This window comes from uncultured Cohaesibacter sp. (assembly GCF_963556055.3).
Taxonomy (GTDB): Bacteria; Pseudomonadota; Alphaproteobacteria; order Rhizobiales; family Cohaesibacteraceae; genus Cohaesibacter.
In genome coordinates this window covers 694,965-721,870 of record NZ_CAUVYE020000008.1, presented here as the reverse complement: position 1 = coordinate 721,870, position 26,906 = coordinate 694,965, and the positions used below count along the sequence as shown (strand labels likewise).

The following is a 26,906-nucleotide window of genomic DNA, read 5'->3' as shown; positions in this document are numbered from 1 at the left end:
TTTGGATAACAGTAAATATGCCTCTTGGAGGCAATCGGCTAGTGGCCCTAATCCCTCTTCTAGAACAAGTTCTTTCTCCTCATAATGCATGAGGTGATGCGGAGGTCTTCCGAAGCGTAGATTTTCCGCGACAGCCGCAACCAACAGATCAGCGGCACCCTTACGGTCACCTGACTTCAATAGGTTTAGCGCTCGCCTTTGATAATCGTGAGGAGTGAGTTGTCGCAAGCATTCTGAGAAGATACGGCGTAGTGTCATTTCTTCAAGACCGAGATCCTTAGCGAAAAATTCCTTTATGTATTGGTGGCGAAACTCCACAAACTCACCACGATCCTCCAAAAAGCCAAAGTCTCGACACAACTGAATTGCTTGCTCTGGATTGCTTCCATTGTGTCGATAGACACAAAAGAGCTCTACCCGCGAGGCTGTGGTTCCGATGATCGAAGCTGCGTGAAGCAATTGCTTTGCGACATCTCCAAGAGTCCCAATACTTCGTAAGCGTTGTAAGAAAAGGTCTTCGACAAATCGCACTCTATCTTCGAGCGCAAACTCTTTCACGGAGATTCCGCACTCGCTGAGGTAATGGCAGGCCTCACCAATCACCGTGAGATGGCCACCGCTTATTCCATGTACAAACTCAAAGTCCTCATCTTTGATTGTTTCCGGGATTGCAAGTACCTGTCGAAGTGTCCGCAATTGGGAACGCTTAACGTACCCCATTTCGATCTCGACTGGAAACAGCGGCATTACATGCTTGGAGTATGCATCCCTCCAAATCGGCTGCTGATAGTCTGAATTTGTCGTGGTTGCCACTACCCGCAGTTGTTCGAGAAACGGGAAAGCAGTCGAAACTTCCCTCTTCAGCATCGTGCGTAGAAGGGAAAGAGAATCCCGATCCCACCAGTGTAGGTTTTCAACGATCAGTAGCGCCGGTCTTCCTCCTGCGTGGACAGCGAGATCTGAGAGCACAGATTGTTCGTCTTCCGCTAGGAACATGCAGCCACGTTTGCGTCTTGCTGCTTCAGCATCGAAGGCTTGGATAGCGCCTTCTGCATCAAGCATCCCTCCCGAAGCTACCTTGGCAGCAACATTTGCCAACGCTTTTCCCACCGTGACCGCTGGCTTGAAGTAGCCAGAAGTCTCAGCCTGAGCACGTTGCAAGGGGTACAATCGACGGTTCGCCTCACCATCATCGCCCACTCCACGAAATGCGACGCCACCAGCCGCTACGAAGCTTGCGCCGATACTTCGCGCCAACCAAGTCTTCCCACAACCGGGCGGCCCAGTGATCACTGCCGCACGAACGTCGCCGGATAGTATCCTACTCAGCGTGTCGGACACTTTATCTTGAATACTTATGGCGGTCCATAAAAGCGCATCGGGCTGCCGCTCAGGCATGGATAATTCCCAGTTATCGTAACTAATCAAACAATGTATTCACTTTAGTCAGCCTCGACTACAGTTACAACCAGTAATAAACACATACCCGCATACATTGAACAATTCTCTCTATAAGTGAGCTTCTCGTTCGAGATATCTAATTAATTGATATTTATCGTAAAATCTTATTCCCAAATGCAATTTGTGGCAGACATGAAAGATTGGCTTAGGAACTCTCATTTATTGGACACAAAAACACAAAACAAGATAAGCCATTAGGCTTGAGGGATATGTCCAAAAATGGATTTTCAATTCGCTACTCACATTGAAGTTTTTCTTGAGTATTGTCGTACGCAACAGAACCTGAGTGAAAACACAATTCTCAGCTACCGTCAGGATCTTCGTGCATTTGCCAAGTATATTTTGAGGGAAACCGACCCTCGCATAGATGGCGACTGCATCCTTGAATATATGGAGGATTTGCGCAATCGGCAGGGATTGGCACCGGCGACGGTACGACGTAGGATTGTTTGCTTAAAGAAGTTCTTCAAATGGACTTCTAAATCCCTTCAAAATGCTCCCACACCTTTCGAACAATTAGAAATCGATTTGAAGGTGCCAAAGAGACTACCCAGACCGATTGATCGCGAGACACTTCGGCAACTTTTTGTTTCCGCTCCGCGGCAGTTCCCGTCCACTGCAACCCACACCGGATACGGGATAGACACCCCTTTTTCCTCCGACTATGTGACCGTACTTGCGACCAGACTGTTGACTGCAACCGGTTTGAGGATTGGAGAGCTTACTCACATTAAACTCAGAGATCTGTCTCCTGATTGCTCGCGGATCCGTGTTGTGGGGAAAGGTAATCGAGAACGCTCGGTTTACGTAACAAACTTACGATTGCTTTCTGATCTGAAAAGCTACATCAAGCAAAGGCAGGATGAGCAACCAGAAAGTTTCTTGTTTCAGAATATTCGTGGAGCACGGTTGTCTGAAGCGGCATTTAGAAAGCGCCTCAAAAACTTGTCTGCAGGCTTGGCATTACCAGAAACGCTTACCCCACACCGCTTTCGTCATTCCGCAGCCACTCTGCTCATAGAAGAGGGTATTGATATTCGGATAGTGCAGCGTTTGCTGGGTCACGCTTCCATCGCGACGACTGAAATTTATACTCGGGTGTCGGACAATTCGCTTATTCAAGCAATTTCTCGAGCCGACACTTTGGGGCAAATCGATCCTGGGTGACGATAACTCGAAATTATGCGTGATCTGCTATTTCCCCCTTGGCGTTGGGGAATTTTTCACCGGAAGCGCTGCGAAGAACGCTTTCTTCTGCAAGAGACGCAAGATAACCCGTTAGTAGGCGAGATTTACGCCGCCCTCCAAACGAAGGGTTTTCGAGAAACTGTCTGGCAGTACGTGTATCGCGGACAGATCGGCGGACTTGTTCGGAGCTACGGGAAGGGCCTCGTGGAGGTTCACATTCGTTTTTTTCGACAACAGCACCATTTACACCGAAGTTGAAATTGGGCGTACCGGATTGGGCCATTTCACCGGCAAAAGGATATATGGAAATCTATTCATTGACGGGTTACTGCAAAATTCCGTCAGCGTGAACGCACAAGAGCATTTGAAACGGTCTGTTGCTAAACATAAAGAGATCAAATCGCTATTTGCTAAAGAGTGGCGATCCGGTGATAAATTTCTCGATCAGAAGCGGCGTTTGAAAGCTCAGAAGTTCCTCGGAAGCTGGCCGTTCATCGTGGGATTGATGATCGCCTCCATCCTGGCCACGAGCTCAGGGGCAACATCCTTGTATCTGATAATTGTCCCAGTTCTCATTTTGATATACGTCATTTCCCGTAATAACAGATACTAATACCCATCCTGAGAATATTTGTTCAAAAGATCTCTTAGCTTCGTGTTCGCATCAGTGAGTGCTGCCTTAATGCCTGCACTATCGCCCGTTGCAAGCTCAATTTGTATGTTGTTCTTCAACCCTGTGAGCTCGTTGTTCAAGGTGAATGCGACACGTTTCTTGGCAGAAGGATTCAACATTACTTCCAGAGTGGCAAGAACCGTAACCACTATTGCAATTATCGTAGACGTGAGATTGTCGAAGAATGCCGTGGCAAACAGCGTTGCTGTTAGATTGGCAGCAACAACCAAAGATCCGGCGGGTATCAGCGCCTTGCAAGACATAAACAAGATGATGTTCAACCACCTGTATGCAAACGTTTCCCTCCTCCATCGGTCGATTTGTTGAATAATCGTATCTGCTTGACGCCGCAGGTCGGGATTCTGATCAGCCGTTGCCTCCAAAGAAAACACCCCATAATTTCGAGTTATCGTAACTAGTTAAAATCGAAAAAAGGCTACACGCAAACCTAACTTTCCGCAACCAAAAGAAGAAGGCTCCGGCGGTTGCCGGAGCCATCGCAATGTCATTCGCCACGTTGCCCATTGGGACGAGACCAGATCAGGATGTAGCTCTCGCCGTCTTTGTCATCGAAGAGGTTGGCATAGATTGGAGCTGCGAAGCTGGGATCATCCAGTTTGAGGCCAAGATAGTCACAGCCTTCGCTGGATCGCTTGGACCAGGCAGCGCCGATTTCCGCACGGCCGACAAGGACACGGTGGCTGGGAGCGTTATCGCCAATTGCGCGAATGTCGGGAATGATGCGGACGCCTTTTGCCTGAACGCTGAGAGTGACGATTTCGCCAGTGTATTCGTTGGTGCCGTTCTTCTTGAAGGTGCCGATGGTAGCCATTTTAAATCTCCATTTTGTTTCCGATCCCGCACCATGCGGTCTCGATGGCGATCAAAAGGCCAAAGACGATTGCCGCCGCATCCTTGCGACCGAAGCACAGCGGAGGATGGAGAGGCGTGGCTTTGTTATTTCGCGAGGAATGTCGTTTACCGACAGGCGAAGAAAGCCAATCCGAACCATTGCGGCCTAGGCAATCGAGGCAAAAGCCGTTCTTCGGCCAGATCAGGCCAGGTCAAGAGACCGTTTGAGGCGATCGGGAAATGATGGGGTTTCGAGATGATGCGTGAGTGATCTGCAATGAAGGCAACCAGGATGAAAAAAGCTTCGCGATTATCGCGTCAACGAATGCAAGGCAAATAGCAGCGCCGAGCAACGTGACACCTGCTCCGCAACAAACGAACTTCAGCGAAAATAGCACCTCATTACTGCCATTCGAGTTACGCCTGACATTTGTCGTAACCAGTAGACGACTCTGCGGATCTTTCCGACTTTCGGAGCGTTCGGTGATGGAGCTCTATCGAAGGCACCTCAGTTAAATAGGGCAGAAAGCTGAGGTTTGCCGCTGGCCAGTTGATCTTCTTTTTTCCCCTAATAACATTGGGACAAATTGCAAGGAAACATGTCACATGCGGCTCTATCTACAGTTTACTTTGGCTTCGAATTAGTATCACAAGGGCGGCTTTTCTGATTACTGCACCGCAAAGAATAAGAGTGAGTTGAACATCGGGTTTAGTCGACCTCAATCTCGCTTTCTCACTGTTGCGGTTCGAGCTTCAAATTACATACGCGGGCAAGATGGATGCACATATCACTTATTGAGTTTATTGGCCGAAGCATATTCTTCAAACTTTGCAGCAATTTCTTTATCGAAATCAGTTGCAACAATTGTTTCGAACCCAGCGTAACTGGGAATATGAATATTTACCACTGGTTCAGGTACGCCTTGAGCCCATTCCTGTACGTTGCCAGCCTTTCCTTTACGTTTGCCTCGATGAAATAATTCCATGTACCGTCGCGGAGTTATTCCGCAAAAATGCGAAAATGTAGCTTTTTCAAAATCCTTATATTGCTCATCACCGGTTTCATCTGTCTGAATTGAATCGCCATGCAGATCTATCGCACTGCTCTTTGGGTAGGGCTCTAAGTAGACGACGCGAGTAATTCCAGATGCAACAATGTGCTTCGCACACATATGGCAAGGAAATGTGGTGCAATAAAGGGTCGCATCCTTCAAACTCTTACCAGCTCTTGCGGCGTCTGTTATAGCCATCATTTCAGCATGAACAATACGACCGAACTCAAGAACGTCCATCATCAGAGATTCTTTGACAACATCATCTTCGACTAGATCGGTTACAGCTATGTCTTCCTTAATGATGTGCTCTTTTTGCAGTCGCTTCAAAATATCCACGGCGTTTGCGACTTTCCGCTTTTCGTTGGGATCTTGTCCTAGCTTGTAGTCTCGAGCATCGAACCCTCCAGCGTCGGCCCAATAGCTCCCTCCTCCACCTTTCGGCACTTCATTACATCCCATGCTGATAATTTCAGAGGTTGGTGAGAAAACCGCAGCACCAACTTGTCTCGATAGATCTAAGGTTCTTAAGGCTGCTGAGGCAGCCAAAAACATACCGTATTCTTCCCGAGTTGGAGATATGAAATTCGAACCAAAAAGGAGATTTACGAAACGCTGAACTTGCGTTTCAACTCCTTCTTGCACGTCTGCATTTATCAAATAATCAGCGTGGTGAAAGATCTTCCCGACTTGTTGGCCGAAGTCGTTGTCCTTTTCTCTTTCATCTCGCTCTATCAATTTTTGTGCATCACCGGTAAATTGATGCGCGTCGATTTGATATTGGCTGTCCGCAATGCTCTGCGTAAGGTACTCCAATCTCTTTTTTCGATTAGAGAAGATTGACACCTGGAAGAATAAGTTACCGTATATACTGCGCAGAAAACCAACTTCATCTTCGCGTTTGAATTGCCTGACTATGTAAACTTTTCGCGTTCCTCGCGCCAACCCCCGCTCGGTCTCCGCATTGGACTCAGAGATGAGTTTTACGCAAAGTCTCGCTAATATTGCCGGATCATTATAAGTTTTACAAATTTCATTTCCCGCTTTTATTAGCTCAACAATTCTTTCTGAGTAAGTCGGGTTTTCTTTGCACTTAAAGTCAGGCAAAATTTCTTTGAAATAATCTGTTACTTTTATTAAAGTAGATCTATACCCTTTTCCTTCAAATTCTTTTTCAAAAGATTTTATAATCGGATTGATATCCACACCAAGGGGGGCGACAAGACCTATTATTATTGGCGGTTGCTTTATCCTCGAAATTTCTTTTGTCATTTTTGATTTTACCCATTACTCATAAGTTAACGTCATATTAAGACGATTCTGATGAAGTGGTAAGTGTTAACGCCACGATCCTATACAAACAGTTGAGTCAGGGGCCGACCATGGGAGAGAAAGTAGCTACCCGCAAGGACGCGGAGAGGTACAAGGATGCACAGCAGTCTGGCAACTACGGTCAGGAGTTGGTGGATAGAGCTTTTGCCTTGTTGAGTGATGATACCTACAGCATGTCTGAAGGTCGTGAAGACGATGCAAGTAACAGGTACCCCGCAAGCGGCATTTATCTGTATTAAGTATGTTTGAAAATTCATAAAAGGCCCGCATTAGCGGGCTTTTTTATTTGAAGCGACTTTATCGGCTTGGTGTTCAATAGCGAGGAGATCGCTTTGAACAATAAGTTTAGCGAAGTCGGATATACTCTTAACATCACCTTCCATGACATGACTGCTCAAAGTGTTGCACATCATTCGAATGACGGCCTTAGGGAAGCGCTCCTATGCATTGACCCATCAGATGAAAACGCTCATCAGACTCAGGAAGCGGCAGTCACGATCCAAAGCTGCTACGCGAAACATTATAAGCAGTTGCAGCGCGTTCCTCTCTTACGCTCACCAGCACAACCAACTAATAAACAACAACCTAGGGTTAACCCGAGCACCTCTCCCGGTCAACGCCGAAACCACTTCATAACGAAACTGGAAACAGCTGCTACGGTTCGCCGCAACCAAGAAACCGGCTTTACATCTTGGGTGACATGACGTGCGATTTGCGCCTGCATGATCCTAGTCGCCTGACTTCCGGAGAAAGCAGGGAGCCATTGGACGTTACCAGCACGAATTACGTAATGGGATTTGCATGGCGCGTCGAACACACCAACAGAAGGATGGATGGTTGCATAACCTCCGTCATCAAAGACCCTATGGCTATCCGGAACGATTAGGGTAATACGATGACCACAGCCGCAAGCACAGAGCAACCCCGCTATTTCAAATTCCTCGGAGTGGTAAACAACGCCCTGCTCCATATCCTTGGGAATTCGCTCCACTAGCTGATAACGAAACCTCATTCGGACAATACCTTTCTGTCAATTTCCAGAGACGTTGTTTCCAGAATTTGAGACACCGCTAAATCTTCTCGGCCGTAGATTCCGAAGTGCTGTTTGAACCGCAGAACAGCCAAGGCACCATTTAACGCATTCAGCTCTGCAATTTGGCCCTGACGGCGATACTCTCCTTCTTTGGGGTCATCACCAGGCAGGAAGACCGTCTTTGCCGTTGCATCGTAGGCGGCTCGATCCACACCAGTCACTCTAACAACGCCGTTTAAGCCAATTGTCGTGCGGTTCAGCCCCATTCCACAATCCACGAACGGTACGCTATTTGAGCTAAGCCAATCGATTATTAAAATGCGAGACGGCCCATGATCGATTGCAACAAACACGAAGTCGAAGCCTTCAAGCTGCGAGACGTTTGACGCGGTAATTTGTTCAGAAATAGGCGTTATGTTTGAATGCCAGTTACCGTACTGCTGCGCCAAGGCGTCAACCTTTTGTAATCCGATTGCACGAGGAATAAACCCAGGAATACGAAAAATCGTATGAACATGCACCTTGTCATCGTCGAACAAAACGATCTCCGCTAAATGCGTCCGAGCAATGAAATCCAGAATGTAGGAACCAGTGCCGCCGAGGCCAATTATCCCCACTCGTTTTCCTTCCAGCAATCTTGAAAGGTCATTCATGTGGTACCTGGCGGACAGCGTATCGGGAAATTGTAGAGGAGTGCCCTGTTCTGCCGCTAGAAGTTTGATGGCCTTCAGTGGCGTCGCGCTCGGAAAGGCTGACATTGCGGGCCCGGTGATCGTATCAAGATATGTTTGTATTTTCTCCTCAAACGTTTGGTAACGGCGCATCTGTCCTTTCTCATTAAGCAATTTGTATGAAAAGGAATAGTCGGACTCAAACCCGTCGGCGATCTTCACTTTTCCAGCTCCTCCACCAAGTCGAAGTTGGCGCCCGCTCTGATCGTACGGTCGACCACCACGAAACCACACTTGGTGATTGCCGGGAGGATCAATGACCCCATCCGCAGAGAGATCGACGGGGCTTGCTAAGTCTCCATGCGAGAGCTCACCATTTATATTCAAATAGGGCAGACCATAGACGATAAGATGTCCCCCGACAAAGTCGACAAGGTAGCCGTCCTCTTCCAGTTCTTGAACGAAGCTATTACGACTCGCCAGTTCCCGAAACTCTAAAACGCATGCCATTTTTTACCATTACCTCATTGCCTGGAGCCAGAGTGCCACTCACATTCCCCGAATGCCCTCGCGAGTACTTGATCAGATATTCCGTGGATCCACTTCCCCCGTCCGACAGGTAAAGTGAGACGACTTCGTCATATGAAATCTTTTCTTTAGCCACTTCATGATCATCTTGGTTGACCGTGATGGTGACCGTCTTCTCTGGTTTTCTCGGCATATTGACCGTCCTTATATCAAAGTGTCACTTTCATCGTCCGTACGGACTTTACGCAGACCATTGGCAACCTGTGCACCGGAAACAAGTTCTACTCACCGTCACCAATAGTGAAGGCACGCTTCACCGCTGCAGCTACAGTTGTTATTTCCGACTATTTCTCCTGGATGGTCGTGCTCAAGTTCGCCTTGCCGTGCTTTGCAGTCACGAAACGACCGCTGATGGCACTGCGATAGCTCCCTCCGGTCGAGCCGCTCTTACCAGCAGCTTCCTTTACAGTCGTCTGAGGATGAGATTTCCCGTAAGCCTTCGTTACATAACGACCCGACTTTGCGCTTCGGTATCCGCCACCGCTTTTGCTCTTACTTGCCATAATTTGCTTCCTTACGCCTCCGTGTTTGATTCTCAGTTCAATACCGCAATATTGAACTACTGAAATAATGTTGTCAATAGAAACATATTAATGTTTACATTTCAAACTTTTGTTTGAAATATTGACACGGTACCGTTAAACTTGGTATCAAGAAGCATGTCAAAGGAACAGATATACAAGGCTTTCGGTCGCGCTGTGGCGATCCGAAGAAAGCAGCAAGGCAACATGACGCAGTTAGAACTTGCTCAGAAAACTGGGCTGTCACGTGCATCTATTGCGAACATAGAGCGTGGACAACAGAATGTCGGGCTGCATCATCTTTATTCGATAGCGAGCGCATTGAAGGTGACCGCAGTTTCAGATCTGTTGCCACCTCTCAGCATTGATCGCGAGAGAGAGGAAGAGACGAGGATGAAAACCAGTGAGATTTTGTCAGAAACCAGCAAGGCAGGTGTTGAGCAACTGATCCACAAGGCACTTAAGCAAAGAACTAAGCAGAGTTCGCGGCGATGACTGATCCTAAGGAATATGCTATTGCGGCCGCAGTCAAAGTTCTTGAAGAACACAACATAAAACGCGCTCCGGTTCCTATAGAAAGGATTATTAAGAGCAGAAATATCGTTCTCGACTACGCCCCTCTTGATGAAGATTTATCAGGAATGGCATATATACAAGATGGTGTATCAATTATTGGCGTAAACGCTTTACATCATCCAAACCGTCAAAGATTTTCTGCCGCGCACGAACTCGCCCATCACATTCTCCACGAAGACAAACTGCATGGACAGGTCCATGTCTCAAAAGGGTTGCGAGCGCTGAGGCGAGATACTGTGTCTTCTCAAGGAACAGACCCATTAGAAATTCAAGCAAATGCCTTTGCGTCAGCACTGCTTATGCCTGAGGAACTATTGTTAGAAGCTTGTGATGAGAGTGGATTAGACCTTGATGATGAGGTCAATGTTGAACGACTAGCTAAAAAATTTCGCGTCAGCGTATCTGCAATGAAGTATCGGCTAGCCAGCCTTATGTAATTCCGGTGGCCACATGTCGTTTATTTTCTTTGATACCGAAACTACAGGTCTACATGCTGGCTTTGACCAAATTGTTCAATTTGCAGCCGTACAAACGGACAACGATCTCAATGAAACTGATCGGCTGGAACTGCGTTCAAGGATCGATCCGAACGTGGTTCCAGATGTTCGGGCAATGCTCGCCAACGGATTATCAATTGAAGACCTTACGGACAAGCGGCTTCTGACTCACTATCAAATGATAAGGGACTTAAATGCTAGATTGATGTCTTGGTCTCCGGCCATTTTTCTCGGGTATAATTCCATAAGATTTGATGAAGAGTTTCTTCGTCATGCGTTGTATAAAACACTACATCCTCCCTTCCTTACTAGTCTTCATGGAAACGGTCGTAATGACGTTATGTCACTGGTTTTGGCATGCTCCGCGTCTGGCGATAGTTCACTACGCGTGCCACTAAAAGACTCAGGTGGCGTAAGCTTCCGTCTTCACGACCTAGCCACGGCCAACGACATAACAACGCTCAAAGCACATGACGCGCTATCTGATGCTCAGACTGCACTTAAGCTCTGTCGACTTGTTAAAGAACTCAGCCCGGACCTTTGGCGAAGGTTCGTGCGTTTTTCGAACAAAGCTTCGGTTGCAGATTTCATTTCATCGGAAGAGCCCTTTGTGCTCACCGAGTTTTTTGCAAATAAGGCTTATCACACTCCTGTTGTTTTCGTCGGCAATGAACCCGAGAATCCAAATGGGATGCTTTGTATAAGCCTATTCACGTTAATCGACGATCTCGCATCAATGCAAGATAGACAATTGGTAGCCAGATTATCAAGCCCACCATGCCCAATCAGAAGCGTCCGAACGAATGCCGGTCCGACGATAATGCCACTTTGGGAAGCTCCCGAAGAACTTTTCAATGGTATTTCATGCGAAGAGTTGGAAGCTCGTGCAGCCCGAGTAGCAGAAGACGATATTTTCAAGGCCAGACTCGTGAATAGTTATCTGGAAACTCGCCCTGAATATCCTGAGCCATCTCATGTTGAAGAGATGCTGTATGCGAAGTTTTCGAGCTGGAGCGATGTCGCACTTTGCGATCAATTTCACAACTCACCTGTGAGCGAGAGACCTATCATTGGGAAGACTTTTGAAGATGATCGGCTGATCAAGCTTGCGCTTCGCGTAAGCTATTTTGAGAATCGCTCCTCGTTATCACCAGAGACCGCTCGAAGAATGGATCTAGATCTGGCGCAACGCCTGTTGTCGACAGACACGAAACCACCGTCCATCGAAAATGCTCTAAAGCAAATCGACGAGGTGCGGGAGAGTCAATCTTTAGACCAAGACGCAGCCACTCTTCTCAAGGGCTATGAGGCATTTCTAGCCACGCGCCGCTCAAAAATCTTAAAGTTTTTGGAAACAAAATGAAGGTCTGCTTTGATTGGCGTGATCTGAAGTCTTGCATTTGCACCGAATTGCAGCTCTCCGTCATTTTAACAAAATTCAGCCAATTTGACTGCGCGGAATCACCATTCATTCGATAATAATGCGCTTCCAGAATTCTTTCATATAAAATTTTTCTATGCTATATTTCCCATAGAAATAATGAGGAAGAACATGCGACAGGTTCTAAACGCAGCAAAAGCGAATGCATCACGTGGGCAAGTGGCGACCAAAGCCGTACTTGGTGCCGCTGAGCGCCTCGGGCTAACTGCAGGCCAATTGGCTGGTGTGATTGGCCTTTCGCCTCCGACTGTTTCGCGCATGAAGAAGGGCGGCTATGTGCTTGATGAGGGTTCCAAGGAATTCGAGTTGGCCTTGCACCTTGTACGGGTCTTCCGTTCTCTGGACGCTATCACGGGCGGTGACGAGGCCGTTGCTCGCCAATGGATGAAGAACAGAAACAAGGCGCTGGAGGCTACGCCTCTTGATGCCATCATGAGTGTTGCAGGGCTTTTGAATGTCTCAAACTATCTGGACAGTCGACGCGCTATCATCTGAGCTTGCTCCGTATGATGGTACTGGCTGGCGGGTGGTAGAGGCTCAACACCAGATATCTACCCAAAAGCTGGTTGATACGCTTGATGAGCAACAGCTATTGGAAGAAATGCTCGATGAGGTAAAGCCGCAAGTGCCTGAGGCTTGTGCTCATCTCCATTTTCTGCTGTTCACGCCATTTCGCTATAAGCCCTATCCGCATGCGTCCCGTTTTCGGCGAGCTGGCATGACACCCGGCGTCTTCTATGCATCGGAAGAGGTTGAGACGGCGATGGCTGAGACTGTCTTCTATCGCTATCTCTTTTTCTCGGAATCGCCGGATACTCCCTTCCCCACCAATGCCTTGATCCACACCGCTTTTGCTGTGGCTCTCAAAACAGCGAAAATGCTCGATCTGATGTCTGATCCTTTGGCGCAGGATACTGACATCTGGACGAACAAGCAGGACTATAATGCCTGTCTTGATCTTTCAGACAAGGCAAGAGAAACGCAAGCGGAGATCATTCGCTACCAATCGGTTCGGGATCCGAAATCCGGTGCCAATCTGGCGGTGCTGGAACCTGTTGCTTTTGCGGCCCCAGAGCCGATAGCTCATCAGACATGGCATATTCACATGCGCCCGGATGTAGCGCAGGCCATTTGCTCCTTCCCTGCACTCAGCCTTGAGTTTCTCAAGAGCGATTTTGCGGATGATCGTCTGAATTAGGAGAATGGCGCTTACGCGCCACCTTGGTTGATGCGATAAACGGGAATGCCAAGCTTGCGGGCTTTATCCGAGAGATTTTCCTGAATACCGGTACCCGGAAAGAGGATAACGCCGATTGGCAGGGCCTCTAGCATCAGGTCGTTGCGCTTGAAGGGGGCAGCTTTGCCATGGGCGGCCCAATCAGGCTTGAAGGCGACTTGAGGCACTTTGCGTTGAGAGGCCCATAGAGCGGCTATCTTTTCGGCTCCTTTGGGTGAGCCACCATGCAGCAGAACCATGTCAGGGTGCTTGGCAAGAACCTGATCAAGCCTGTCCCAGATCAGGAGATGCTCTGAGGTGTCGCCACCTGAGAAGGCGATTTTCACGCCGGGCGGAAGAAGGGTTTCATTCTCGGAGCGGTGCTTGGCGGCAATGAAGTCGCGACTGTCGATCATGGCAGCCGTCAGATGGCGATGGTCAACACGCGATCCGGTCCTCGGTGTCCAGGGCGTACCGGTGATGTTGGCAAAGTGCTCGGCTGCGGTTTCGCGAAAATGCTCCAAGCTGTTGCGGCGGTCCAACAGCCCCTGCCCCATAGCGATCAGGGTTTCGAGCTGGACGGATTTCACCTCGGAGCCATCCTGTTCGCGCTGAAGGCGCTTTTGCGCTTGCTCGTTATCGTCAAGCTTGCGCTCGATCCTTTCTAACGCGCGATGGAAAATATTGACCATGGACCAGAGGATTTCAGGAAGGTCGGGATCAAGGCTGGTGTCTGACATGGTGGCAACAAGGGCATCAAAGATATCTGTGACAGCACCTTCGATACTGAGGCCCTCCGGCGGGTCGCGCGGATCAACCTCTCCCGCAATCGGGTGATAGCCGTAGAGTTCGAGTTGTTGGACGATATGATCGGTTGGCGACGAGATGGATTCTGGTGTGATGTCATCAGAAGCATTCATGGGGCTCTCCATCGATTGGACCGCAACCATCGCGGCCTTCATGGCGACGAAAACCCATAGGACCACCGGTCTGGCAGCCCAAGTCTCTTGCGAGGGCCTTGATGGCCAAGCCCGACTAATTTGTTTCGCGCTGTAAAGGCGGGCCTCCCGCCGACGGATATTAGTCGGGCGCCGCCATTGCCTGACCGGTTGGCTTGTGGGCCGCTCGCCCTCTCGAAGGCCATGTGCGGTCCCTCTGAACGATGGAAAGGCCCACTATCGGCCGCAAGGACATAACCCCATTCTCGCCCGCTACCGCCTATTCGTTCTCGTCTCGAATACGGCTCCAATCGTCAGGTGCGAGTTGATCACGCAAACAAGTCCGCATGGCATTGGGTCCAAGTTGGATGAGGTCCTCGTTGAAGTCCCCCAGCATCGGCATCAAGCCTATCGCCTCGATCCCAACGCCCTGTGCTCTCATGCTGAGACGTGTATATGCTTCATCGCCGGCAGGGTCCCTGTCGCGCACAATATAGAGCCGCTTCAATGACGCAGGAAACTGGATGGCAGCCAGATGCCCGGCCGACAGAGCAGCCATCATGGGAATAGGAAGTAGGATCTGTCGCAAGGACAGTATGGTTTCAATACCCTCGCCTGCAGCCAGAATGTCCCGTACTGCGCCGAAGCGCACAGCATGACCATGCAGATGCCCCAAGGCCTTGCGTGGAGGATCAAGTGGAGCCTTGCTGCGCCCGTCCCGTGACAACCATGTTCGATGCACACCCGTGATCCTGCCGTCAAGGTCGGTCACCGCTGCGATCATGGCCGGCCAGATTTCGGTCGGGGCATCTCCTTCCGGTTTCCAATAGCAGCTCGGGTGAAAGCGCAGCATGGAAGTGTCCCGTAGCTCGCCAATGCCACGGTGATGGAGATAAGTCTCAGCGAGTGTTCCTCTGATGGGTTTCGCCATGGCAAAAAGGCGTCTCGCCGCCTCTGAAGAGCCGATTTCACTATCGGTCTTTACTTGCCATGGCAAAGGCTCCTTCCTTGAGAGATTGAGAAAGCTTTGCGCCTCCTCGATCACGTCGCTGAAGTCTAGGAGGGCCATGCTTTCACGGATGATGTCGAGCAGGTCTCCATGCTCGCCGGTTGCCGCATCTGCCCATTTGCCTGCTGCGCCCTTGTCAGTCGCTTTGAGGCGAACATAGAGCGAGCGCCCGGGCGTGTTCCGCGCATCGCCAACAAGCCAGTAATTGCCATGCCTTCGCCCCGCAGACAGATAATGGCGGCACACGGCCTCTGCCTCGGCTGCAAGGCGCTCCGCGATATCAGACGCTGAAAAATGGGACATGGCGCGTTCCTCCGGATTTTTGGGAGACAATGGGGCGAGACACCTCGCCCCATTGTTGGTTCATTCAGCGGCGACGGGATGTTCCCCGTCATCATCCGCTTTTGGCTCGGTATCGATTTCATCAGTATCGGTGACTTCGATATCATCGCCATTCATCAGCAGTGGCTCAGGCAACCAGCCACTATCCGCCAGCAGCCGTTCGGCTTCTTCTGCCATCTCACTCTTTTTGAGATGTGCGATGCGTTCGGCATCCCGATCACCGACCCCTTCCCGTACAGCCTGCAGAATGCGCGCTTTAGTAACCCGACCCAGATAGTTCTGGACTGTCGGGTGCCAACCGGCTGCGACCATATCGAGCCCGGTTGCACGCGCAAGACGATCCGCCTCCCGCAACCGTGTTTCCAGACCTTGGCCACTGAAGCCGGCTCCCCCATAAGGATTTGGCTTCTCGTGAAGAGCATTGACACCAAAACTCACGCAATGGGCCAGCAATGCCATGCGATCACGATCATCAAGCTCACCCAACCAATGCCAAAGGGAAGCATCGTCGGCCGGAATGTGATCGCCCCAGCGTTCATGGCGTTCCTCGACGGATGTCGCAACAGGGCTATCCTTGAGATCGTCGGCTTGCACCGGGAAATGAACCTGTCGAACGGACGCCTCCAGCGCGCCCGTCGCAACGTGATGTGAAAAGCTGTCCCGAACCAGTTTATGCAGCAATGCCGTCATGGCGATCTCCGGGTTGTTCGCCAGGGCGTCCCTGAGCGCCAATGTGCGATGAGCTGTCAGTTCGACGATTAGTCTTTCAGGCAGCGGTTTGATGCCGTCTTCTTCCTCTTCGGGCTCGAGAAGGCCTTCACCCATCCCACCTGTCGCCGAAGCAATTGCTTCAGGGATCTTGAGAGCTGACATCTCGTCAGTGCTGTTTGGCTCCGCAATGTCTTCGTCTTCAGGCCTGACATAGCCGCGATCAACGTAGAGCTGGCCATCATGGCGAATGCTGATGAAGACCCCAGCACGTTTGATGTCGCCTTCGTCAAATTGGACAGGTCGATGCTCAAAAGCTTCAAGTGCGGCTTCGATGGCACCAAGCCGGGAGTCTACCTCTTCGGGCAGTTCATCGATCTGCGCATATTGGCTTTCCAGTTCGCTCAGTTCGTCTTGGAGCCCAACCTGTTCTCGTTGTTCCGCCTCTGACAGATCCAAGGCTTTACCGATCAGACGCCGAAGGCCAGAGGTATGGCCGTAGGGGAAGTCGATAGACAGTTCGATCCATTTCCAGCCCTCGGCAGCAATGGCTTCTGCTTCCGCCTTCAGCTTCTCGGTGACCAGCCGTTCGAGCAAGGGAACATCTTCGATCCAGCCGCCATCATCTTCCTCAAAGAGATCTCGCGCGATGACGCCTCCCGCTTCCACATAGGCGTCAAGGCCGACGAAGCGGGCTCGGCGGTCACTTGCTTTCACAGCATTCTCGGTCAGGAGACGACGGATCTGATAGGGCTCCTTGTTCCAGCTGTTCCTCAGGGCGTCCCAGACCTGTTGCTGGCGATCATGGTCTTCACAGATGGTGAAGGCCATGAGCTGTTCAAGGGTCAGCTCATCCTCGGCATAACTCTCGAGCAAGGCGGGTGCGACAGCAGTCAGCCGCAGACGCTGCTTGACCACCTTGGCCGAAACGAAGAAGGCTGCCGCTATCTCCTCGACGCTCATGCCCTTCTCACTCATGGCAAGAAAGGCCCGGAACTGATCGAGTGGATGCAGAGGGGCCCGTTCGATATTTTCAGCAAGAGAGACCTCATCGATCAGGATGTCATCGCTGATCTCAGAAATAATGCAGGGCACGGGCGCCGTCTTGTTAAGGCGCTTCTGTTTGACCAGAAGCTCCAATGCCCGATAGCGACGACCACCGGCAGGCACTTCGAAGAGGCCCGTTTCCTTGCCATCTTCGTCAAGCTGGGGGCGGACATGAAGAGACTGGATGAGGCCGCGTCGAGCGATAGAGGCAGCCAGCTCCTCGATTGACACGCCAGACTTGATGCGACGGACGTTGGACTGGCTGAGGGTCAGCTTGTTGAAGGGAATATCGCGCGAAGATGCAAGGGTAATTTTTTGATCGGCATTAGCCATGGTTTCTACTCCGGACGGGTGTCGGAAGCCACTCTCCCGAACCATCAAACCCGTCACGAAACAAGGCGCAGCCCTCTTCCTCTCAGAAGAGACCTGCGCCATCGTGCCCGAAGCATGTTGGTCTGCTTGCAGGGGTCTTCGCCCATTCATTCAAGCGATGCGGTCCATCAACTTTTTGGCTAGCCCTTCCATGTCGAGGCGGACATCCTGATGGGTCTTGGTCCGGGCCAGAGCGGTGATGCCCTGGACAAAATCAAAGACGCTTTCTGGAGGACGCCCTTCTTCATCCAGCACGATGTCGATGATCTTTCCTGTCTCGGCTTTCGAGAACCCGCGCTTGCGCAAGAAGTCTGTCCGGTCTTCATCACTGCTCGCCACGATCCGTTCGCGGGCAGCCTTGATGCCATTGATGAAGGGAGTGGGTGATGAATTTGCGAAATTGCGCAAGGCAGGCGCTGCCTCGTGAGCAAAGCGGGAGGCGGCATATTTGGAATGGCGGATCTTGATCTCCTGGAAGTCTTCGACACCCCAGAGATTGCGGTTCTGGCAGACAGCGCGAAGATAGAAGCTGGCGATGCCCAGCGTCTTGGCTCCCACTTCGCTGTTCCAGCAGTAGAAGCCGCGGAAGAACAGATCGGGCGAGCCATCGGGCAACCGACCAGCCTCGATCGGGTTGCGGTCATCGACCAGAAAGAGGAAAACATCACGATCCGAAGCGTAAAGCGTCGTTGTGTCCTTGGTGATATCCACGTGCGGATTATAGATGCCGGTCGACCAGTCAAGTATACCGGGCACCTTCCAGCGCGTGTCACCAGTACCATTGCCTGCGATCCGCTGCACTGCTTCAACCAGTTCATAATCGTAGATGCGGCCATAGTCCGGTCCGGTCACCGCGCGCAATTCAACGCGCCCGCTCTCGGTTTCATAGGTCTTGATCTGCTCCGCACGGTGTGTGGCGAGGCCATATTGCAGATTGATACCGGCAAGAGCTGCGGGAAGCTGACGCAGATAGGCAGCCGGTGCGCCGACCTGACTGGCCAATTGACCAAAACTCCAATGGGTCGGTGCAGTCGGAGCATTTGCCCCGGGCAGCATCAAAGACAGCCTTTCGGGATTATCGCGACTGGCCTCGACATGGATGGCTGCACTTTCCACCACACGGGAGCGACTATGTTCTGCGCGGGTGCGAACAGCCTCAGCCAGCGTATCAAGGGACAGATAGCGCTCGTCATCGGGACGCGAGAACCATTCCGATGATACCCGCCCCACTCTCTCGCCGCGATCAAGATCAACCTTATAGCCAGCATTGACATCAACATTTGCTTCCAGAACTTGCATGGTCATGGGATCTACTCCATGACGGGCGTCGGAGACCTCTTCTCTGACATCCAACCCGTCACCCTTCCCACACCCTCCTCTCCCTCTAAGAACCTCCCTCCTTTCCTGCCGGGACGTCAGTCCTGTCGCTCGCCTCCTTCAGGCCCCTCTAAATTGAGCTTGGCTTTTTCGCGTCTCGCTTTGGCAAAGCCGCGATCCGTCGCGATAAAGCGCTCCAGCATGGGGGCGATGAGTTTGGTTGGCGGAATTGGAGCGCCAGCGGTTTCGCGACCGAGAATTGCGCCATATTGGACAAGGTCTTTGTGAAGCTCGGCGGGCAATTCGATTGTCAGTTTGATCGGCTTGTCGTCGGCAAGAGGTCCCAATTTAAGCTTGGCCATGATCATCTCCCATAAGGTTCAAGAACCAGATCGCGGGTCACGATGATCCGGACCGGGAAACCTGGCCGGATGGTGAGTGTTGGTGCGATCTGCAATTGGCGTTGAATGATTTGCTGGCCTGCATCGTTGATGGTGTCCTGAGCCCCATCCTGAATGGCCCGGATCAGACGATCCTCGCCGTCGCTTGCCAGCTCGGCACCGACCGACAGGAGGGTGGAAAGGCCAGCAGCTTTCATCAGATCCCACCAGTGATAGTCGACGCCATCTTCCAGACCTGCGTAGCCACTGGCATCAGCACCCGGCAAGCGTTCAAGGACTATTGAGCGACCATTGGGAAGGATCAACCGATTCCAGACCAGAAGCACCCGGCGCTGACCAAAGGCGACACCATTGTCATACTGCCCGATAAGGCGCGTACCTTGCGGGATGAGAAGATGAGATCCGGTCGGGCTATCATAGATGGGTTCCGTCACCTGCGCGGTGATCTGGCCAGGAAGATCGGAACGAATGCCTGTGATGAGAGCCGCCGGAATGACCGAGCCAGCCTGAAGAATATAGGGTGAGGCAGGCGCGGTGATCCGATCCGCTGCAACGGTCTGGCGATCTATCGCAGCATTGAGGAAAGACGCATGCCGATCTTGCGATCCGGCCAGACTGGTTTGCTGCGTGGCATTTTGAGGGGATCCTTGATCCAAACGAGTGTTGCTTTGAACGGTTTGGAAGAACACCCGGCTCATGCGAGCGGCCTCTTCTTCAGCCAGCCTCTTTTCTGCTTCCGCATCTTTGGCCGGAGATGTGATCGAGGGTGGTTCGACCGGCTCCCCTCGCCGTTGCGCGGCAAGAATGGGTCGCCCCAAATCGCCGGGAAGAGCCGGTCCGAGAATGGGTCCGGTATAATCAGCGGGCAGGTTGCTGAGACCATCTGCGCTCGGCCTGTTCTGGGTAGAATAGAGCTCTTCGCGGGTGGTATCTCTCTGCGGTGTCTGCAAGGCATAGATCAACGCCCCACCGACGATGAACAGCGCGACGGCACCGACCGAGGCCAGCATCTTGCGCGACAGGCGGGTCACTCGTGGCGGATCGGCACGCAGGCGCATCGGTTCCGTCTTGTCATTGCTTGTCATGACGGATGCCTCCCTGCGAACCCTCGAGCTTTGGTGCTGGAGAATGCGGAGCATTGGTGCGCCGGATCCTGACCGTCTGTTGGGTCTTGCCGCTGCCCAGCCGTAGTTCGGCAGCTCCGAACAGACGATCAACAATCAGGATGTTCTGATAGACACGGCTGTTGGTAATTTCTGACTCACCATCGGCCCCAAGGACGAAGAGTGGCGGCATTTCGCCCTGAATGATGCCGCGGGGAAAGACCACATAGACATGGCGGCCATCGTCAAAGACAGAGACCGGACGCCAGGGTGGCCTTTGACCCTCAATCGCATAGCGATAATGGCGGGCGGATACGGCAGGGATCGTTGGGGTTGCTGGCAGCTTTGACTTTGCTTTGGCCGTTTGCGGATAGGCCCAGGCAACGGAGGCCATGTAGGAGGTCTCGCTTGCTCTCAGTTCAAGCATATAGCTGCGCCGATCTGTGGTGACGACAAGATTGGTCGCAATATCGGGACGCGTTGGCTTGACCAGAATATGCACGCGGGCGCTATTCCCTGCCCCACTCATCGTATCACCGATGATCCAGCGAACCGTATCACCGGCCGCAATCGGTCCGGTTCCGGTCAGACTTTCCCCGGGTTCGAGCGCAATATTTGTGATCTGCCCGGGCGCTGCATAGACCTGATAGAGGGCGCCTTCGCTCCATGGATAGATCTGAATGGCGTTATAATAGCCTTCACGACGGGGCTCGATCCGTGCTGCCGCATTGGCATTGTCGATGCGTCCGGTTGGGCTATCCGCCTTGTTGCCACCATGAGCCACCTTCCAGACGGGAGGTTTATGCAGGGGCTTCAGCATATCATCGTCTGCGGTGAGTTTCGGCGATGGCGGCAAGGATGGCACGGTGTCATCATAGCTGAATTGAGGTGTGCGGTTGCTGGCACAGCCGACAAGCAGCGAGCCTGAGACAATCAGCAAGACCAAATTGCGTTGACGGGATGTTGGGGTCTTCATTGGCTCATCTCCCGCGACCATGAGAGTGCATTGACATAGATACCGAGGGGATTGGCACGCAAGCGCTCCACGTCTCGCGGCATCTGGATGACGATGGTGAGGATCGCGGTCCAGCGTTCGGTCCGGGCCAGTTGGCCGTTTTCATAATGACGCTCGATCCAGGCAACCCGGAAGCTATCTGGCGAAGCGCGGATGACACTGGAGATTTCGACCGCGACCTGTCCCTTGCCGACCCGATCGAATGGATCGCTGGTGCGGGCATAGTCATTCAGTGCAGTTGCTCCCCGGTCGGTGGTGAATTCATAGGCGCGGAGCCAGTTCTGTCGCACAATGATCGGATCGGCAGAAAGGCCGCGTACCTCTTCAATGAAGCGGGCCAAATGCCATGCGATTTGCGGATCACTTGGCTGATAGTCCGCCGAGGCAGGCTCGACCAGTTGGGCCTCGCCAAGCTTGTCGACCTCAACGACCCAAGGGACTACGGTTCCTCGGGTAGATTGCCAAACGAGAGCGGCGGCAAAGCCAATGCTGAGGAACAGACTGCCAAACGCCATATAGCGCCAGTTGCGTGCCTGAACGCGGGCCGACCCAATACGCTCATCCCAAATCTGAGCGGCCTTCTGGTAGGGCGTTTCGGGTTGAGGGCTTTTGCCATAGTGGGTGGTGGATCTTTTAAACGGGTTCATGAGCGGTCACCGGGTTGGAGATTGATCGAGGCACCAGAATTGTGGGCGTCACCGGAGCGAACGGCATGGGCGGCCATGGTAGTGCCATGACTGAGCGCCTGTTTGCGCTGCATCTGCCGCGCCCAATCGGGAGGGCCTTGGGTATCAGTGGAAGTGGCTGAAGACACACCGATAGTGCCCATGGTTGATGAGCCACCTGTTGCCTCGAAGCTGCTGCGAACACCTTCGGAGAAGCTTGTCTGCATACTGTTGGCGGCTTTGGTCGCAACTCGCTTGAGAGGTGATGCGGCACCAGCGCCTGCGGCACGCGCGACACCGGATAGGCCAGAGGCAATGCCGGACGCACCACTTTGACCGGCAGAACCAAGGCGATAAGCTGTACTGGCCGCTCCAGCTGCAGCCGAGCCGGAAGACAAAGCAGCCGCTCCGCCCCGGGCAGCAAGAAGCCCTGCCCCTCTGGCAGCAGCACCACCGGCAAGCATCAGACCTCCTGCAGCAAGGCCGGTGCCGACGGCCGACCCTGCGCCAAGCTGTGGTCCTCCCGAGACGAGACCTGACGCAATTCCGGGACCGAATATGCCAAGTCCAAGAAGAGACAGGGCTGCAAGGACAATCGCCATGGCATCATCGATGGTGGGGGTAATCCCGCCAAAACCTGCGGTGAATTGGCCAAAGAGGGTTGAGCCAATACCGATGACAACGGCGAGAACAAGCACCTTGATGCCGGATGAGACGACATTTCCGAGCACCCGCTCAGCCATGAAAGCGGTTTTGCCGAAGAGGCCAAAGGGGATCAGCACGAAGCCAGCCAGCGTTGTCAGCTTGAACTCAATGAGGGTGACAAAGAGCTGAATGGCGAGGATGAAGAAGGCGAGTAGCACAAGTACCCAGGCAAAGAGCAGGCAGGCGATCTGAATGAAATTCTCAAAGAAACTGACCCATCCCATGAGATCCGAGATGGATTCCAGCAAGGGGCGTCCGGCATCAAGCCCGATCTGGGCTACCTGCCCGGGGCGCATGAGATCGGCGGCACTGAAGCTGGTACCAGATCCCTTCAGTCCAAGTCCGGCGAAACTTTCAAAGACGATTTCGGCAAGGCTGTTCCAATTACTTATGAGATAGGCAAAGACGCCAACAAAGAGGGTTTTCTTGACTAGCCGAGCCATGATGTCTTCATCGGCGCCCCAGCTCCAGAAGAGCGCCGCGAGTGTGACGTCGATCACGATCAGTGTGGTCGCTATGAAAGCCACCTCACCGCCGAGCAGGCCAAAGCCGCTGTCGATATAGGTGGTGAATACACCGAGGAAATTGTCGATGACACCGGTTCCGCCCATTATTCCTGCCCTCCAGCATCCAAAGGCAGTTCCGGCGCGGTTGATTTTCCAAGAAAGCGATCCCGGGATTTGGCCCATGCTGCCAGACAATCAGCATCGGTTGCCGCCGCCTCCCCCATTTGCTGACACTGTCGCAGTGTGGCCCGCAAGGGATCTATAGACATCTGAAGAGATGGAACTGAGCTCTCTTGCTGCGGCTCTTCTTTCCGGCGCATCTCGATCGCGGTTGCCATCATTGAGATTGCGATAAAGAGAATGGCCGCCAGTCTTATTGCGGTTTTGCTGTTCATGAGTGCCCCCGCTTGTCTTGTCAGTTGTTGAACATACGGGCATTGCCCTGCTGATAGCCCGAGCCCGGTGCTAGGAAACGCTGACGCTGGATACGCCCCTGTTCTGCCGCCGTTGCACGCTCGGCTTCACTCAGAGCGGCTGAACGACCATTGGCCGAGAGCATGGCGATGAGGTCTGAGAGCTGCTGGGATTGAAGGGCAAGGATCTGGTTGCCCGCCTGCGTTGCCTGTAGCGCACCGGTGGCGCTCTGGCTCTGGACGACCAGCGAAGACATTTCGGAACGGTTGCTGTCGATGTTGGAGACGACACCTGCTTGAACGCGCATGGCGTCCTGAAGTCCGGCCACCGTATTCTCCCAACGGGTTCGTGCTTCTCTGATGAGCTCTGCGTCCGTTGCCGAGATTTCTATATCACCATAGCGGGAGGTGAAGGCGTCATCGATGGCATTCACATCGAAGGCGATATTCTGGGCGTCATTCAGAAGCTGCTGGGTCTGCTGCAGGCTTTGCTGCAATTGCTGCAAAGAGGAATGGGGCAGACTGGTGAGATTCCGAGCCTGATTGATCAGCATCTGCGCTTCATTCTGAAGGGACGTGATCTGATTGTTGATCTGCTCAAGGGCCCGTGCCGCCTGCAGGACATTCTGCCCATAATTGGTCGGGTCATAAACGATCCAGGCTGCGGAGACGGTTGGCACCAGAAGTGCGGGGACCACAACAGGCGCCGTCATCAACGCGGTTGCCAGTCGCAATGCAATTGTTCGGGAAGTTCGATTGGTCATCAGTGCCCTTCCTTGTCATTTGGATTGCGGGATGTACGGGAGATATTGGTGAGATCGGGAATGAGGTCGGCCGCCCAATCGAGCTTGCGATGACGAAGCCATGCTTCCAGAAACCCATCCCGCCCGGATTGGCCAAAGAGCCGGTCAATATCGGCTTGATCGGATTTGGTGGAAGCAGCGCAGAGGGCGAGACCAATTTCGCTCAAGCCCAGATCAAAGAGCCGGTTGCCGCGTCTGGACTGGCAATAATAGTCCTGCTTCGGCGTGGCTCGGGAGAGGATTTCGATCTGCCTGTCATTAAGACCAAAGCGCCGATAGATCGCCGTGATCTGGGGTTCGACGGCGCGCTCATTGGGTAGCATAAGCCGGGTTGGGCAGCTTTCGATGATGGCGTTGGCAATGGCACTGCCGTCAATATCGGAGAGGCTTTGCGTAGCGAAGACGACGCTGGCATTCTTCTTTCTCAGCGTCTTCAGCCATTCTCGCAACTGACCGGCGAAGGCATCATCATCAAGCACCAACCATCCCTCATCAATGATGAGCAAGGTCGGGCGACCATCAAGACGATCGCCAATGCGGTGAAAAAGATAGGACAGGACAGCGGGGGCTGCACCGGTATCGATCAGGCCTTCAATCTCGAAAGCCTGCACATCCATGGTTCCGAGTTCTTCGCTCTCCCCATCAAGAAGATGGCCATAGGCCCCTCCGATGCAATAGGGCCGCAAGGCCTGCTTGAGATCGTTGGACTGGAGCAGGACGCTCAAGCCGGTAAGGGTGCGTTCTTCGACTGGTGCGGATGCCAGAGAGGTCAGAGCCGTCCAGAGATATTCCTTCACTTCTGGGGTGATCTCGAGACGCTCACGCGTCAGGATCGCAACGATCCAGTCGGCAGCCCAAGCCCGCTCATAGGTGTCGTGAATGGCCTTGAGGGGTTGCAGAGCAATCGACGTTTCCGGCGTTGTTGCCAGACTTCCTCCCAGATCATGCCAATCACCGCCCATGGCAAGGCTTGCCACCCGGATGGATCCGCCAAAGTCAAAGGCAAAGACCTGTGAGCCCTGATAACGGCGAAACTGCAGGGCCATCAGGGCTAGAAGCACTGACTTGCCTGCACCCGTTGGCCCGACGACGAGCGTATGACCGACATCGCCGACATGAAGGGAAAGCCGGAACGGCGTGCTGCCCTCGGTCTTGCCGTAGAGCAATGGAGGCGCACCGAGATGGTCATTGCGTTCCGGGCCCGCCCATACGGCAGACAGTGGGATCATGTGGGCGAGATTGAGGGTCGAGATCGGCGGTTGCCTGACATTGGCATAGGTGTGACCGGGCAAGCTTCCAAACCAGGCATCCACGGCATTGAGGGTTTCGGGTTTGGCGACGAAGTCCCGTCCCTGAATGACCTTCTCGACCAGTCGGAGCTTTTCTTCCGCAGCATTTGCGTCTTCATCCCAGACGGTGATGGTCGCAGTGACATAGGCAACTCCAGCGATATCGCTACCCAGCTCCTGCAGCGCCATATCGGCGTCAGCCGCTTTGTTGGCGGCATCGGTATCGACCCAATGCCGATTGCTCGTTGGTCATCACTTCGCGGAGAATGGCGGCAATACTCTTGCGCTTGGCAAACCATTGCCTGCGGATTCGTGTGACGAGGCGTGTTGCTTCAGTCTTATCGAGAAGGATTGCCCGTGTGCTCCAACGATAGGCAAAAGACAACCGGTTGAGTTCATCAAGAATGCCGGGCGTGGTCGCAGTTGGGAAACCGGTGATGGTGAGGATCCGCAGATGCTGGTCACCGAGGCGCGGCTCCAGACCTCCCGTCAAAGCCTGATCTGCAAGCAAGGCATCGAGATAGATCGGCACCTCCGGAACACGAACGGGATGCCGGTTGGTTGAGACTGTGGAATGGAGATAAGACAGGGTTTCGGCGTCGTCGAGCCAGCGGCATTCGGGCATGAAACCATCCATGAGGGCCAGAATGCGATTGGTGCGATCCATGAAACTACGCAACAGCTCGTGAGGATTGACGCCAGCTTGCTCGCGGCCTTCATAGAACCAACCTTCTGTCCGGCTGGCATCCTCTGCTGGTGGCAGCCAGAGAAGGGTCAGGAGATAGTCCGAGACAAAATGCTCCCTGCCCGTATGATTTCGTCCGGTGCCTTGCCCCTCGCCTTCAAAATCTGCCTTGCGCTCAGCATCCACCAGAGCCGAGGCTGCGTCGGGGAAAAGGCTGTCCGGATAGGCTGAAGAGGGATTGCGCTGTGCTTCAACGAAAATGCTCCAGCCAGAGCCGAGGCGCCGGAAGGCATTGTTGATGCGAGCTGACACGGCAACCAGTTCGGCTGCCACAGCGGAGTCCAGATCCGGCCCCCGAAACTTTGCGCTTCGCTGAAAGCTTCCATCCTTGTTGAGCACCACGCCAGCCTCGACCAGCGCGGCCCATGGCAGATAGTCCGCAAGCCTGATGTTTCGGGTTTGGTATTCGGCAAGGTTCATCATCGCA

General features: G+C 52.8%; 27 protein-coding genes and 1 pseudogene. 8 read left to right on the top strand and 20 right to left on the bottom strand.

Annotation, left to right across the window (positions count from 1 at the left end; all coding sequences use genetic code 11):
- On the bottom strand, positions 1 to 1,398 hold a 1,398-nt coding region (locus ACHZB8_RS05440), incomplete at its 3' end, for an ATP-binding protein (protein WP_316859176.1).
- 282 nt (positions 1,399 to 1,680) lie between these two features.
- On the opposite strand from ACHZB8_RS05440, the gene ACHZB8_RS05435 reads away from it, so the two are divergent.
- The gene (locus tag ACHZB8_RS05435) at positions 1,681 to 2,628 is read left to right on the top strand and encodes a tyrosine-type recombinase/integrase (RefSeq protein ID WP_316859174.1); all 948 of its coding nucleotides are present in this window, start codon (positions 1,681 to 1,683) and stop codon (positions 2,626 to 2,628) included.
- Between the two features lie 630 nt (positions 2,629 to 3,258).
- Here the strand turns inward: ACHZB8_RS05435 and ACHZB8_RS05430 are convergent.
- The 3 genes from ACHZB8_RS05430 to ACHZB8_RS05420 all read right to left on the bottom strand — a co-directional run bounded on the left by ACHZB8_RS05430 (position 3,259) and on the right by ACHZB8_RS05420 (position 6,498).
- On the bottom strand, positions 3,259 to 3,705 hold the full coding sequence (locus tag ACHZB8_RS05430; RefSeq protein WP_316859173.1) for a hypothetical protein: 447 nt from the start codon (positions 3,703 to 3,705) through the stop codon (positions 3,259 to 3,261).
- 122 nt (positions 3,706 to 3,827) lie between these two features.
- Entirely contained in the window at positions 3,828 to 4,154 is a 327-nt protein-coding gene (locus tag ACHZB8_RS05425; RefSeq protein ID WP_316859172.1) for a DUF736 domain-containing protein, read from the bottom strand.
- A gap of 808 nt (positions 4,155 to 4,962) precedes the next feature.
- Positions 4,963 to 6,498: an anti-phage dCTP deaminase gene (locus ACHZB8_RS05420; protein WP_316859170.1), complete on the bottom strand. Its 1,536-nt coding sequence runs from the start codon at positions 6,496 to 6,498 to the stop codon at positions 4,963 to 4,965.
- Between the two features lie 110 nt (positions 6,499 to 6,608).
- Between ACHZB8_RS05420 and ACHZB8_RS05415 the strand changes: the two genes are divergently transcribed.
- A complete protein-coding gene (locus ACHZB8_RS05415; RefSeq protein ID WP_316859169.1) occupies positions 6,609 to 6,797 on the top strand; it encodes a hypothetical protein in 189 nt (62 codons plus the stop codon).
- 93 nt (positions 6,798 to 6,890) lie between these two features.
- Complete coding sequence (locus tag ACHZB8_RS05410) at positions 6,891 to 7,262, top strand: hypothetical protein (RefSeq protein WP_316859168.1); 372 nt, start codon at positions 6,891 to 6,893, stop codon at positions 7,260 to 7,262.
- On the opposite strand, the gene ACHZB8_RS05405 is transcribed toward ACHZB8_RS05410, so the two are convergent.
- The 4 genes from ACHZB8_RS05405 to ACHZB8_RS05390 all read right to left on the bottom strand — a co-directional run bounded on the left by ACHZB8_RS05405 (position 7,172) and on the right by ACHZB8_RS05390 (position 9,353).
- Positions 7,172 to 7,528, bottom strand: coding sequence for a DUF6527 family protein (locus tag ACHZB8_RS05405; protein WP_394706122.1), 357 nt, complete (start codon positions 7,526 to 7,528; stop codon positions 7,172 to 7,174). The two genes, ACHZB8_RS05410 and ACHZB8_RS05405, sit on opposite strands and share 91 nt — an antisense overlap.
- A 38-nt stretch (positions 7,529 to 7,566) precedes the next feature.
- Complete coding sequence (locus ACHZB8_RS05400) at positions 7,567 to 8,772, bottom strand: ThiF family adenylyltransferase (RefSeq protein ID WP_316859166.1); 1,206 nt, start codon at positions 8,770 to 8,772, stop codon at positions 7,567 to 7,569.
- The gene (locus ACHZB8_RS05395; protein WP_394706111.1) at positions 8,732 to 8,983 is read right to left on the bottom strand and encodes a multiubiquitin domain-containing protein; all 252 of its coding nucleotides are present in this window, start codon (positions 8,981 to 8,983) and stop codon (positions 8,732 to 8,734) included. Before ACHZB8_RS05395 ends, ACHZB8_RS05400 begins: the two co-directional genes overlap by 41 nt.
- 151 nt (positions 8,984 to 9,134) lie before the next feature.
- Positions 9,135 to 9,353 (bottom strand): hypothetical protein, encoded by a 219-nt coding sequence (locus ACHZB8_RS05390; protein WP_316859165.1) that lies wholly within the window; start codon positions 9,351 to 9,353, stop codon positions 9,135 to 9,137.
- Between the two features lie 156 nt (positions 9,354 to 9,509).
- Between ACHZB8_RS05390 and ACHZB8_RS05385 the strand changes: the two genes are divergently transcribed.
- The 5 genes from ACHZB8_RS05385 (at position 9,510) to ACHZB8_RS05365 (ending at position 13,083) form a co-directional block, all read left to right on the top strand.
- On the top strand, positions 9,510 to 9,866 hold the full coding sequence (locus tag ACHZB8_RS05385; protein WP_316859163.1) for a helix-turn-helix transcriptional regulator: 357 nt from the start codon (positions 9,510 to 9,512) through the stop codon (positions 9,864 to 9,866).
- Positions 9,863 to 10,384: an ImmA/IrrE family metallo-endopeptidase gene (locus ACHZB8_RS05380; protein WP_316859162.1), complete on the top strand. Its 522-nt coding sequence runs from the start codon at positions 9,863 to 9,865 to the stop codon at positions 10,382 to 10,384. The genes ACHZB8_RS05385 and ACHZB8_RS05380 overlap by 4 nt, the downstream gene beginning before the upstream one ends.
- 13 nt (positions 10,385 to 10,397) lie before the next feature.
- Positions 10,398 to 11,807, top strand: a complete 1,410-nt coding sequence (locus tag ACHZB8_RS05375) for an exonuclease domain-containing protein (protein WP_316859161.1) — start codon at positions 10,398 to 10,400, stop codon at positions 11,805 to 11,807.
- 189 nt (positions 11,808 to 11,996) lie between these two features.
- On the top strand, positions 11,997 to 12,380 hold the full coding sequence (locus tag ACHZB8_RS05370; RefSeq protein WP_316859160.1) for an MbcA/ParS/Xre antitoxin family protein: 384 nt from the start codon (positions 11,997 to 11,999) through the stop codon (positions 12,378 to 12,380).
- Positions 12,340 to 13,083, top strand: a complete 744-nt coding sequence (locus tag ACHZB8_RS05365) for an RES family NAD+ phosphorylase (protein WP_316859157.1) — start codon at positions 12,340 to 12,342, stop codon at positions 13,081 to 13,083. The genes ACHZB8_RS05370 and ACHZB8_RS05365 overlap by 41 nt, the downstream gene beginning before the upstream one ends.
- 11 nt (positions 13,084 to 13,094) lie before the next feature.
- On the opposite strand, the gene ACHZB8_RS05360 is transcribed toward ACHZB8_RS05365, so the two are convergent.
- The 12 genes and pseudogenes from ACHZB8_RS05360 to trbE form a co-directional block, all read right to left on the bottom strand.
- Entirely contained in the window at positions 13,095 to 14,021 is a 927-nt protein-coding gene (locus ACHZB8_RS05360; protein ID WP_316859156.1) for a DUF2493 domain-containing protein, read from the bottom strand.
- 298 nt (positions 14,022 to 14,319) lie between these two features.
- Entirely contained in the window at positions 14,320 to 15,351 is a 1,032-nt protein-coding gene (locus tag ACHZB8_RS05355) for a toprim domain-containing protein (protein WP_316859154.1), read from the bottom strand.
- 60 nt (positions 15,352 to 15,411) lie between these two features.
- On the bottom strand, positions 15,412 to 17,478 hold the full coding sequence (locus ACHZB8_RS05350) for a ParB/RepB/Spo0J family partition protein (RefSeq protein WP_316859153.1): 2,067 nt from the start codon (positions 17,476 to 17,478) through the stop codon (positions 15,412 to 15,414).
- A gap of 150 nt (positions 17,479 to 17,628) precedes the next feature.
- Positions 17,629 to 18,822 carry a DUF932 domain-containing protein gene (locus ACHZB8_RS05345; protein ID WP_316859151.1) on the bottom strand — a complete coding sequence of 398 codons (1,194 nt, stop codon included), beginning with the start codon at positions 18,820 to 18,822 and terminating at the stop codon, positions 17,629 to 17,631.
- A 110-nt stretch (positions 18,823 to 18,932) separates the two neighbouring features.
- Positions 18,933 to 19,196 (bottom strand): DUF2274 domain-containing protein, encoded by a 264-nt coding sequence (locus ACHZB8_RS05340; RefSeq protein ID WP_316859150.1) that lies wholly within the window; start codon positions 19,194 to 19,196, stop codon positions 18,933 to 18,935.
- A 2-nt stretch (positions 19,197 to 19,198) separates the two neighbouring features.
- On the bottom strand, positions 19,199 to 20,320 hold the full coding sequence (locus ACHZB8_RS05335) for a TrbI/VirB10 family protein (RefSeq protein WP_316859148.1): 1,122 nt from the start codon (positions 20,318 to 20,320) through the stop codon (positions 19,199 to 19,201).
- Positions 20,307 to 21,314 (bottom strand): P-type conjugative transfer protein TrbG, encoded by a 1,008-nt coding sequence (trbG, locus tag ACHZB8_RS05330; RefSeq protein WP_316859146.1) that lies wholly within the window; start codon positions 21,312 to 21,314, stop codon positions 20,307 to 20,309. Before trbG ends, ACHZB8_RS05335 begins: the two co-directional genes overlap by 14 nt.
- The gene (gene trbF, locus ACHZB8_RS05325) at positions 21,311 to 22,000 is read right to left on the bottom strand and encodes a conjugal transfer protein TrbF (protein ID WP_316859144.1); all 690 of its coding nucleotides are present in this window, start codon (positions 21,998 to 22,000) and stop codon (positions 21,311 to 21,313) included. The genes trbG and trbF overlap by 4 nt, the downstream gene beginning before the upstream one ends.
- The gene (gene trbL / locus ACHZB8_RS05320) at positions 21,997 to 23,334 is read right to left on the bottom strand and encodes a P-type conjugative transfer protein TrbL (RefSeq protein WP_316859142.1); all 1,338 of its coding nucleotides are present in this window, start codon (positions 23,332 to 23,334) and stop codon (positions 21,997 to 21,999) included. Before trbL ends, trbF begins: the two co-directional genes overlap by 4 nt.
- Positions 23,334 to 23,624: a putative entry exclusion protein TrbK-alt gene (gene trbK-alt / locus ACHZB8_RS05315; RefSeq protein ID WP_316859140.1), complete on the bottom strand. Its 291-nt coding sequence runs from the start codon at positions 23,622 to 23,624 to the stop codon at positions 23,334 to 23,336. Before trbK-alt ends, trbL begins: the two co-directional genes overlap by 1 nt.
- Positions 23,625 to 23,644: 20 nt before the next feature.
- Complete coding sequence (gene trbJ / locus ACHZB8_RS05310; RefSeq protein WP_316859138.1) at positions 23,645 to 24,406, bottom strand: P-type conjugative transfer protein TrbJ; 762 nt, start codon at positions 24,404 to 24,406, stop codon at positions 23,645 to 23,647.
- Positions 24,406 to 26,902, bottom strand: a pseudogene (trbE, locus tag ACHZB8_RS05305) (conjugal transfer protein TrbE). The gene trbJ and the pseudogene trbE overlap by 1 nt, the downstream one beginning before the upstream one ends.
- Between the last annotated feature and the right edge of the window lie 4 nt (positions 26,903 to 26,906).

What these genes read in the sequence shown, in the direction of transcription:
- ACHZB8_RS05435 (WP_316859174.1), top strand. Translation starts at nt 1,681, where the DNA reads ATGGATTTTCAATTCGCTACTCACATTGAAGTTTTTCTTGAGTATTGT.
- ACHZB8_RS05425 (WP_316859172.1), bottom strand. Translation starts at nt 4,154, where the DNA reads ATGGCTACCATCGGCACCTTCAAGAAGAACGGCACCAACGAATACACT.
- ACHZB8_RS05420 (WP_316859170.1), bottom strand. Translation starts at nt 6,498, where the DNA reads ATGACAAAAGAAATTTCGAGGATAAAGCAACCGCCAATAATAATAGGT.
- ACHZB8_RS05415 (WP_316859169.1), top strand. Translation starts at nt 6,609, where the DNA reads ATGGGAGAGAAAGTAGCTACCCGCAAGGACGCGGAGAGGTACAAGGAT.
- ACHZB8_RS05405 (WP_394706122.1), bottom strand. Translation starts at nt 7,528, where the DNA reads ATGGAGCAGGGCGTTGTTTACCACTCCGAGGAATTTGAAATAGCGGGG.
- ACHZB8_RS05400 (WP_316859166.1), bottom strand. Translation starts at nt 8,772, where the DNA reads ATGGCATGCGTTTTAGAGTTTCGGGAACTGGCGAGTCGTAATAGCTTC.
- ACHZB8_RS05395 (WP_394706111.1), bottom strand. Translation starts at nt 8,983, where the DNA reads ATGCCGAGAAAACCAGAGAAGACGGTCACCATCACGGTCAACCAAGAT.
- ACHZB8_RS05390 (WP_316859165.1), bottom strand. Translation starts at nt 9,353, where the DNA reads ATGGCAAGTAAGAGCAAAAGCGGTGGCGGATACCGAAGCGCAAAGTCG.
- ACHZB8_RS05385 (WP_316859163.1), top strand. Translation starts at nt 9,510, where the DNA reads ATGTCAAAGGAACAGATATACAAGGCTTTCGGTCGCGCTGTGGCGATC.
- ACHZB8_RS05380 (WP_316859162.1), top strand. Translation starts at nt 9,863, where the DNA reads ATGACTGATCCTAAGGAATATGCTATTGCGGCCGCAGTCAAAGTTCTT.
- ACHZB8_RS05375 (WP_316859161.1), top strand. Translation starts at nt 10,398, where the DNA reads ATGTCGTTTATTTTCTTTGATACCGAAACTACAGGTCTACATGCTGGC.
- ACHZB8_RS05370 (WP_316859160.1), top strand. Translation starts at nt 11,997, where the DNA reads ATGCGACAGGTTCTAAACGCAGCAAAAGCGAATGCATCACGTGGGCAA.
- ACHZB8_RS05365 (WP_316859157.1), top strand. Translation starts at nt 12,340, where the DNA reads ATGTCTCAAACTATCTGGACAGTCGACGCGCTATCATCTGAGCTTGCT.
- ACHZB8_RS05360 (WP_316859156.1), bottom strand. Translation starts at nt 14,021, where the DNA reads ATGAATGCTTCTGATGACATCACACCAGAATCCATCTCGTCGCCAACC.
- ACHZB8_RS05355 (WP_316859154.1), bottom strand. Translation starts at nt 15,351, where the DNA reads ATGTCCCATTTTTCAGCGTCTGATATCGCGGAGCGCCTTGCAGCCGAG.
- ACHZB8_RS05350 (WP_316859153.1), bottom strand. Translation starts at nt 17,478, where the DNA reads ATGGCTAATGCCGATCAAAAAATTACCCTTGCATCTTCGCGCGATATT.
- ACHZB8_RS05345 (WP_316859151.1), bottom strand. Translation starts at nt 18,822, where the DNA reads ATGACCATGCAAGTTCTGGAAGCAAATGTTGATGTCAATGCTGGCTAT.
- ACHZB8_RS05340 (WP_316859150.1), bottom strand. Translation starts at nt 19,196, where the DNA reads ATGGCCAAGCTTAAATTGGGACCTCTTGCCGACGACAAGCCGATCAAA.
- ACHZB8_RS05335 (WP_316859148.1), bottom strand. Translation starts at nt 20,320, where the DNA reads ATGACAAGCAATGACAAGACGGAACCGATGCGCCTGCGTGCCGATCCG.
- trbG (WP_316859146.1), bottom strand. Translation starts at nt 21,314, where the DNA reads ATGAAGACCCCAACATCCCGTCAACGCAATTTGGTCTTGCTGATTGTC.
- trbF (WP_316859144.1), bottom strand. Translation starts at nt 22,000, where the DNA reads ATGAACCCGTTTAAAAGATCCACCACCCACTATGGCAAAAGCCCTCAA.
- trbL (WP_316859142.1), bottom strand. Translation starts at nt 23,334, where the DNA reads ATGGGCGGAACCGGTGTCATCGACAATTTCCTCGGTGTATTCACCACC.
- trbK-alt (WP_316859140.1), bottom strand. Translation starts at nt 23,624, where the DNA reads ATGAACAGCAAAACCGCAATAAGACTGGCGGCCATTCTCTTTATCGCA.
- trbJ (WP_316859138.1), bottom strand. Translation starts at nt 24,406, where the DNA reads ATGACCAATCGAACTTCCCGAACAATTGCATTGCGACTGGCAACCGCG.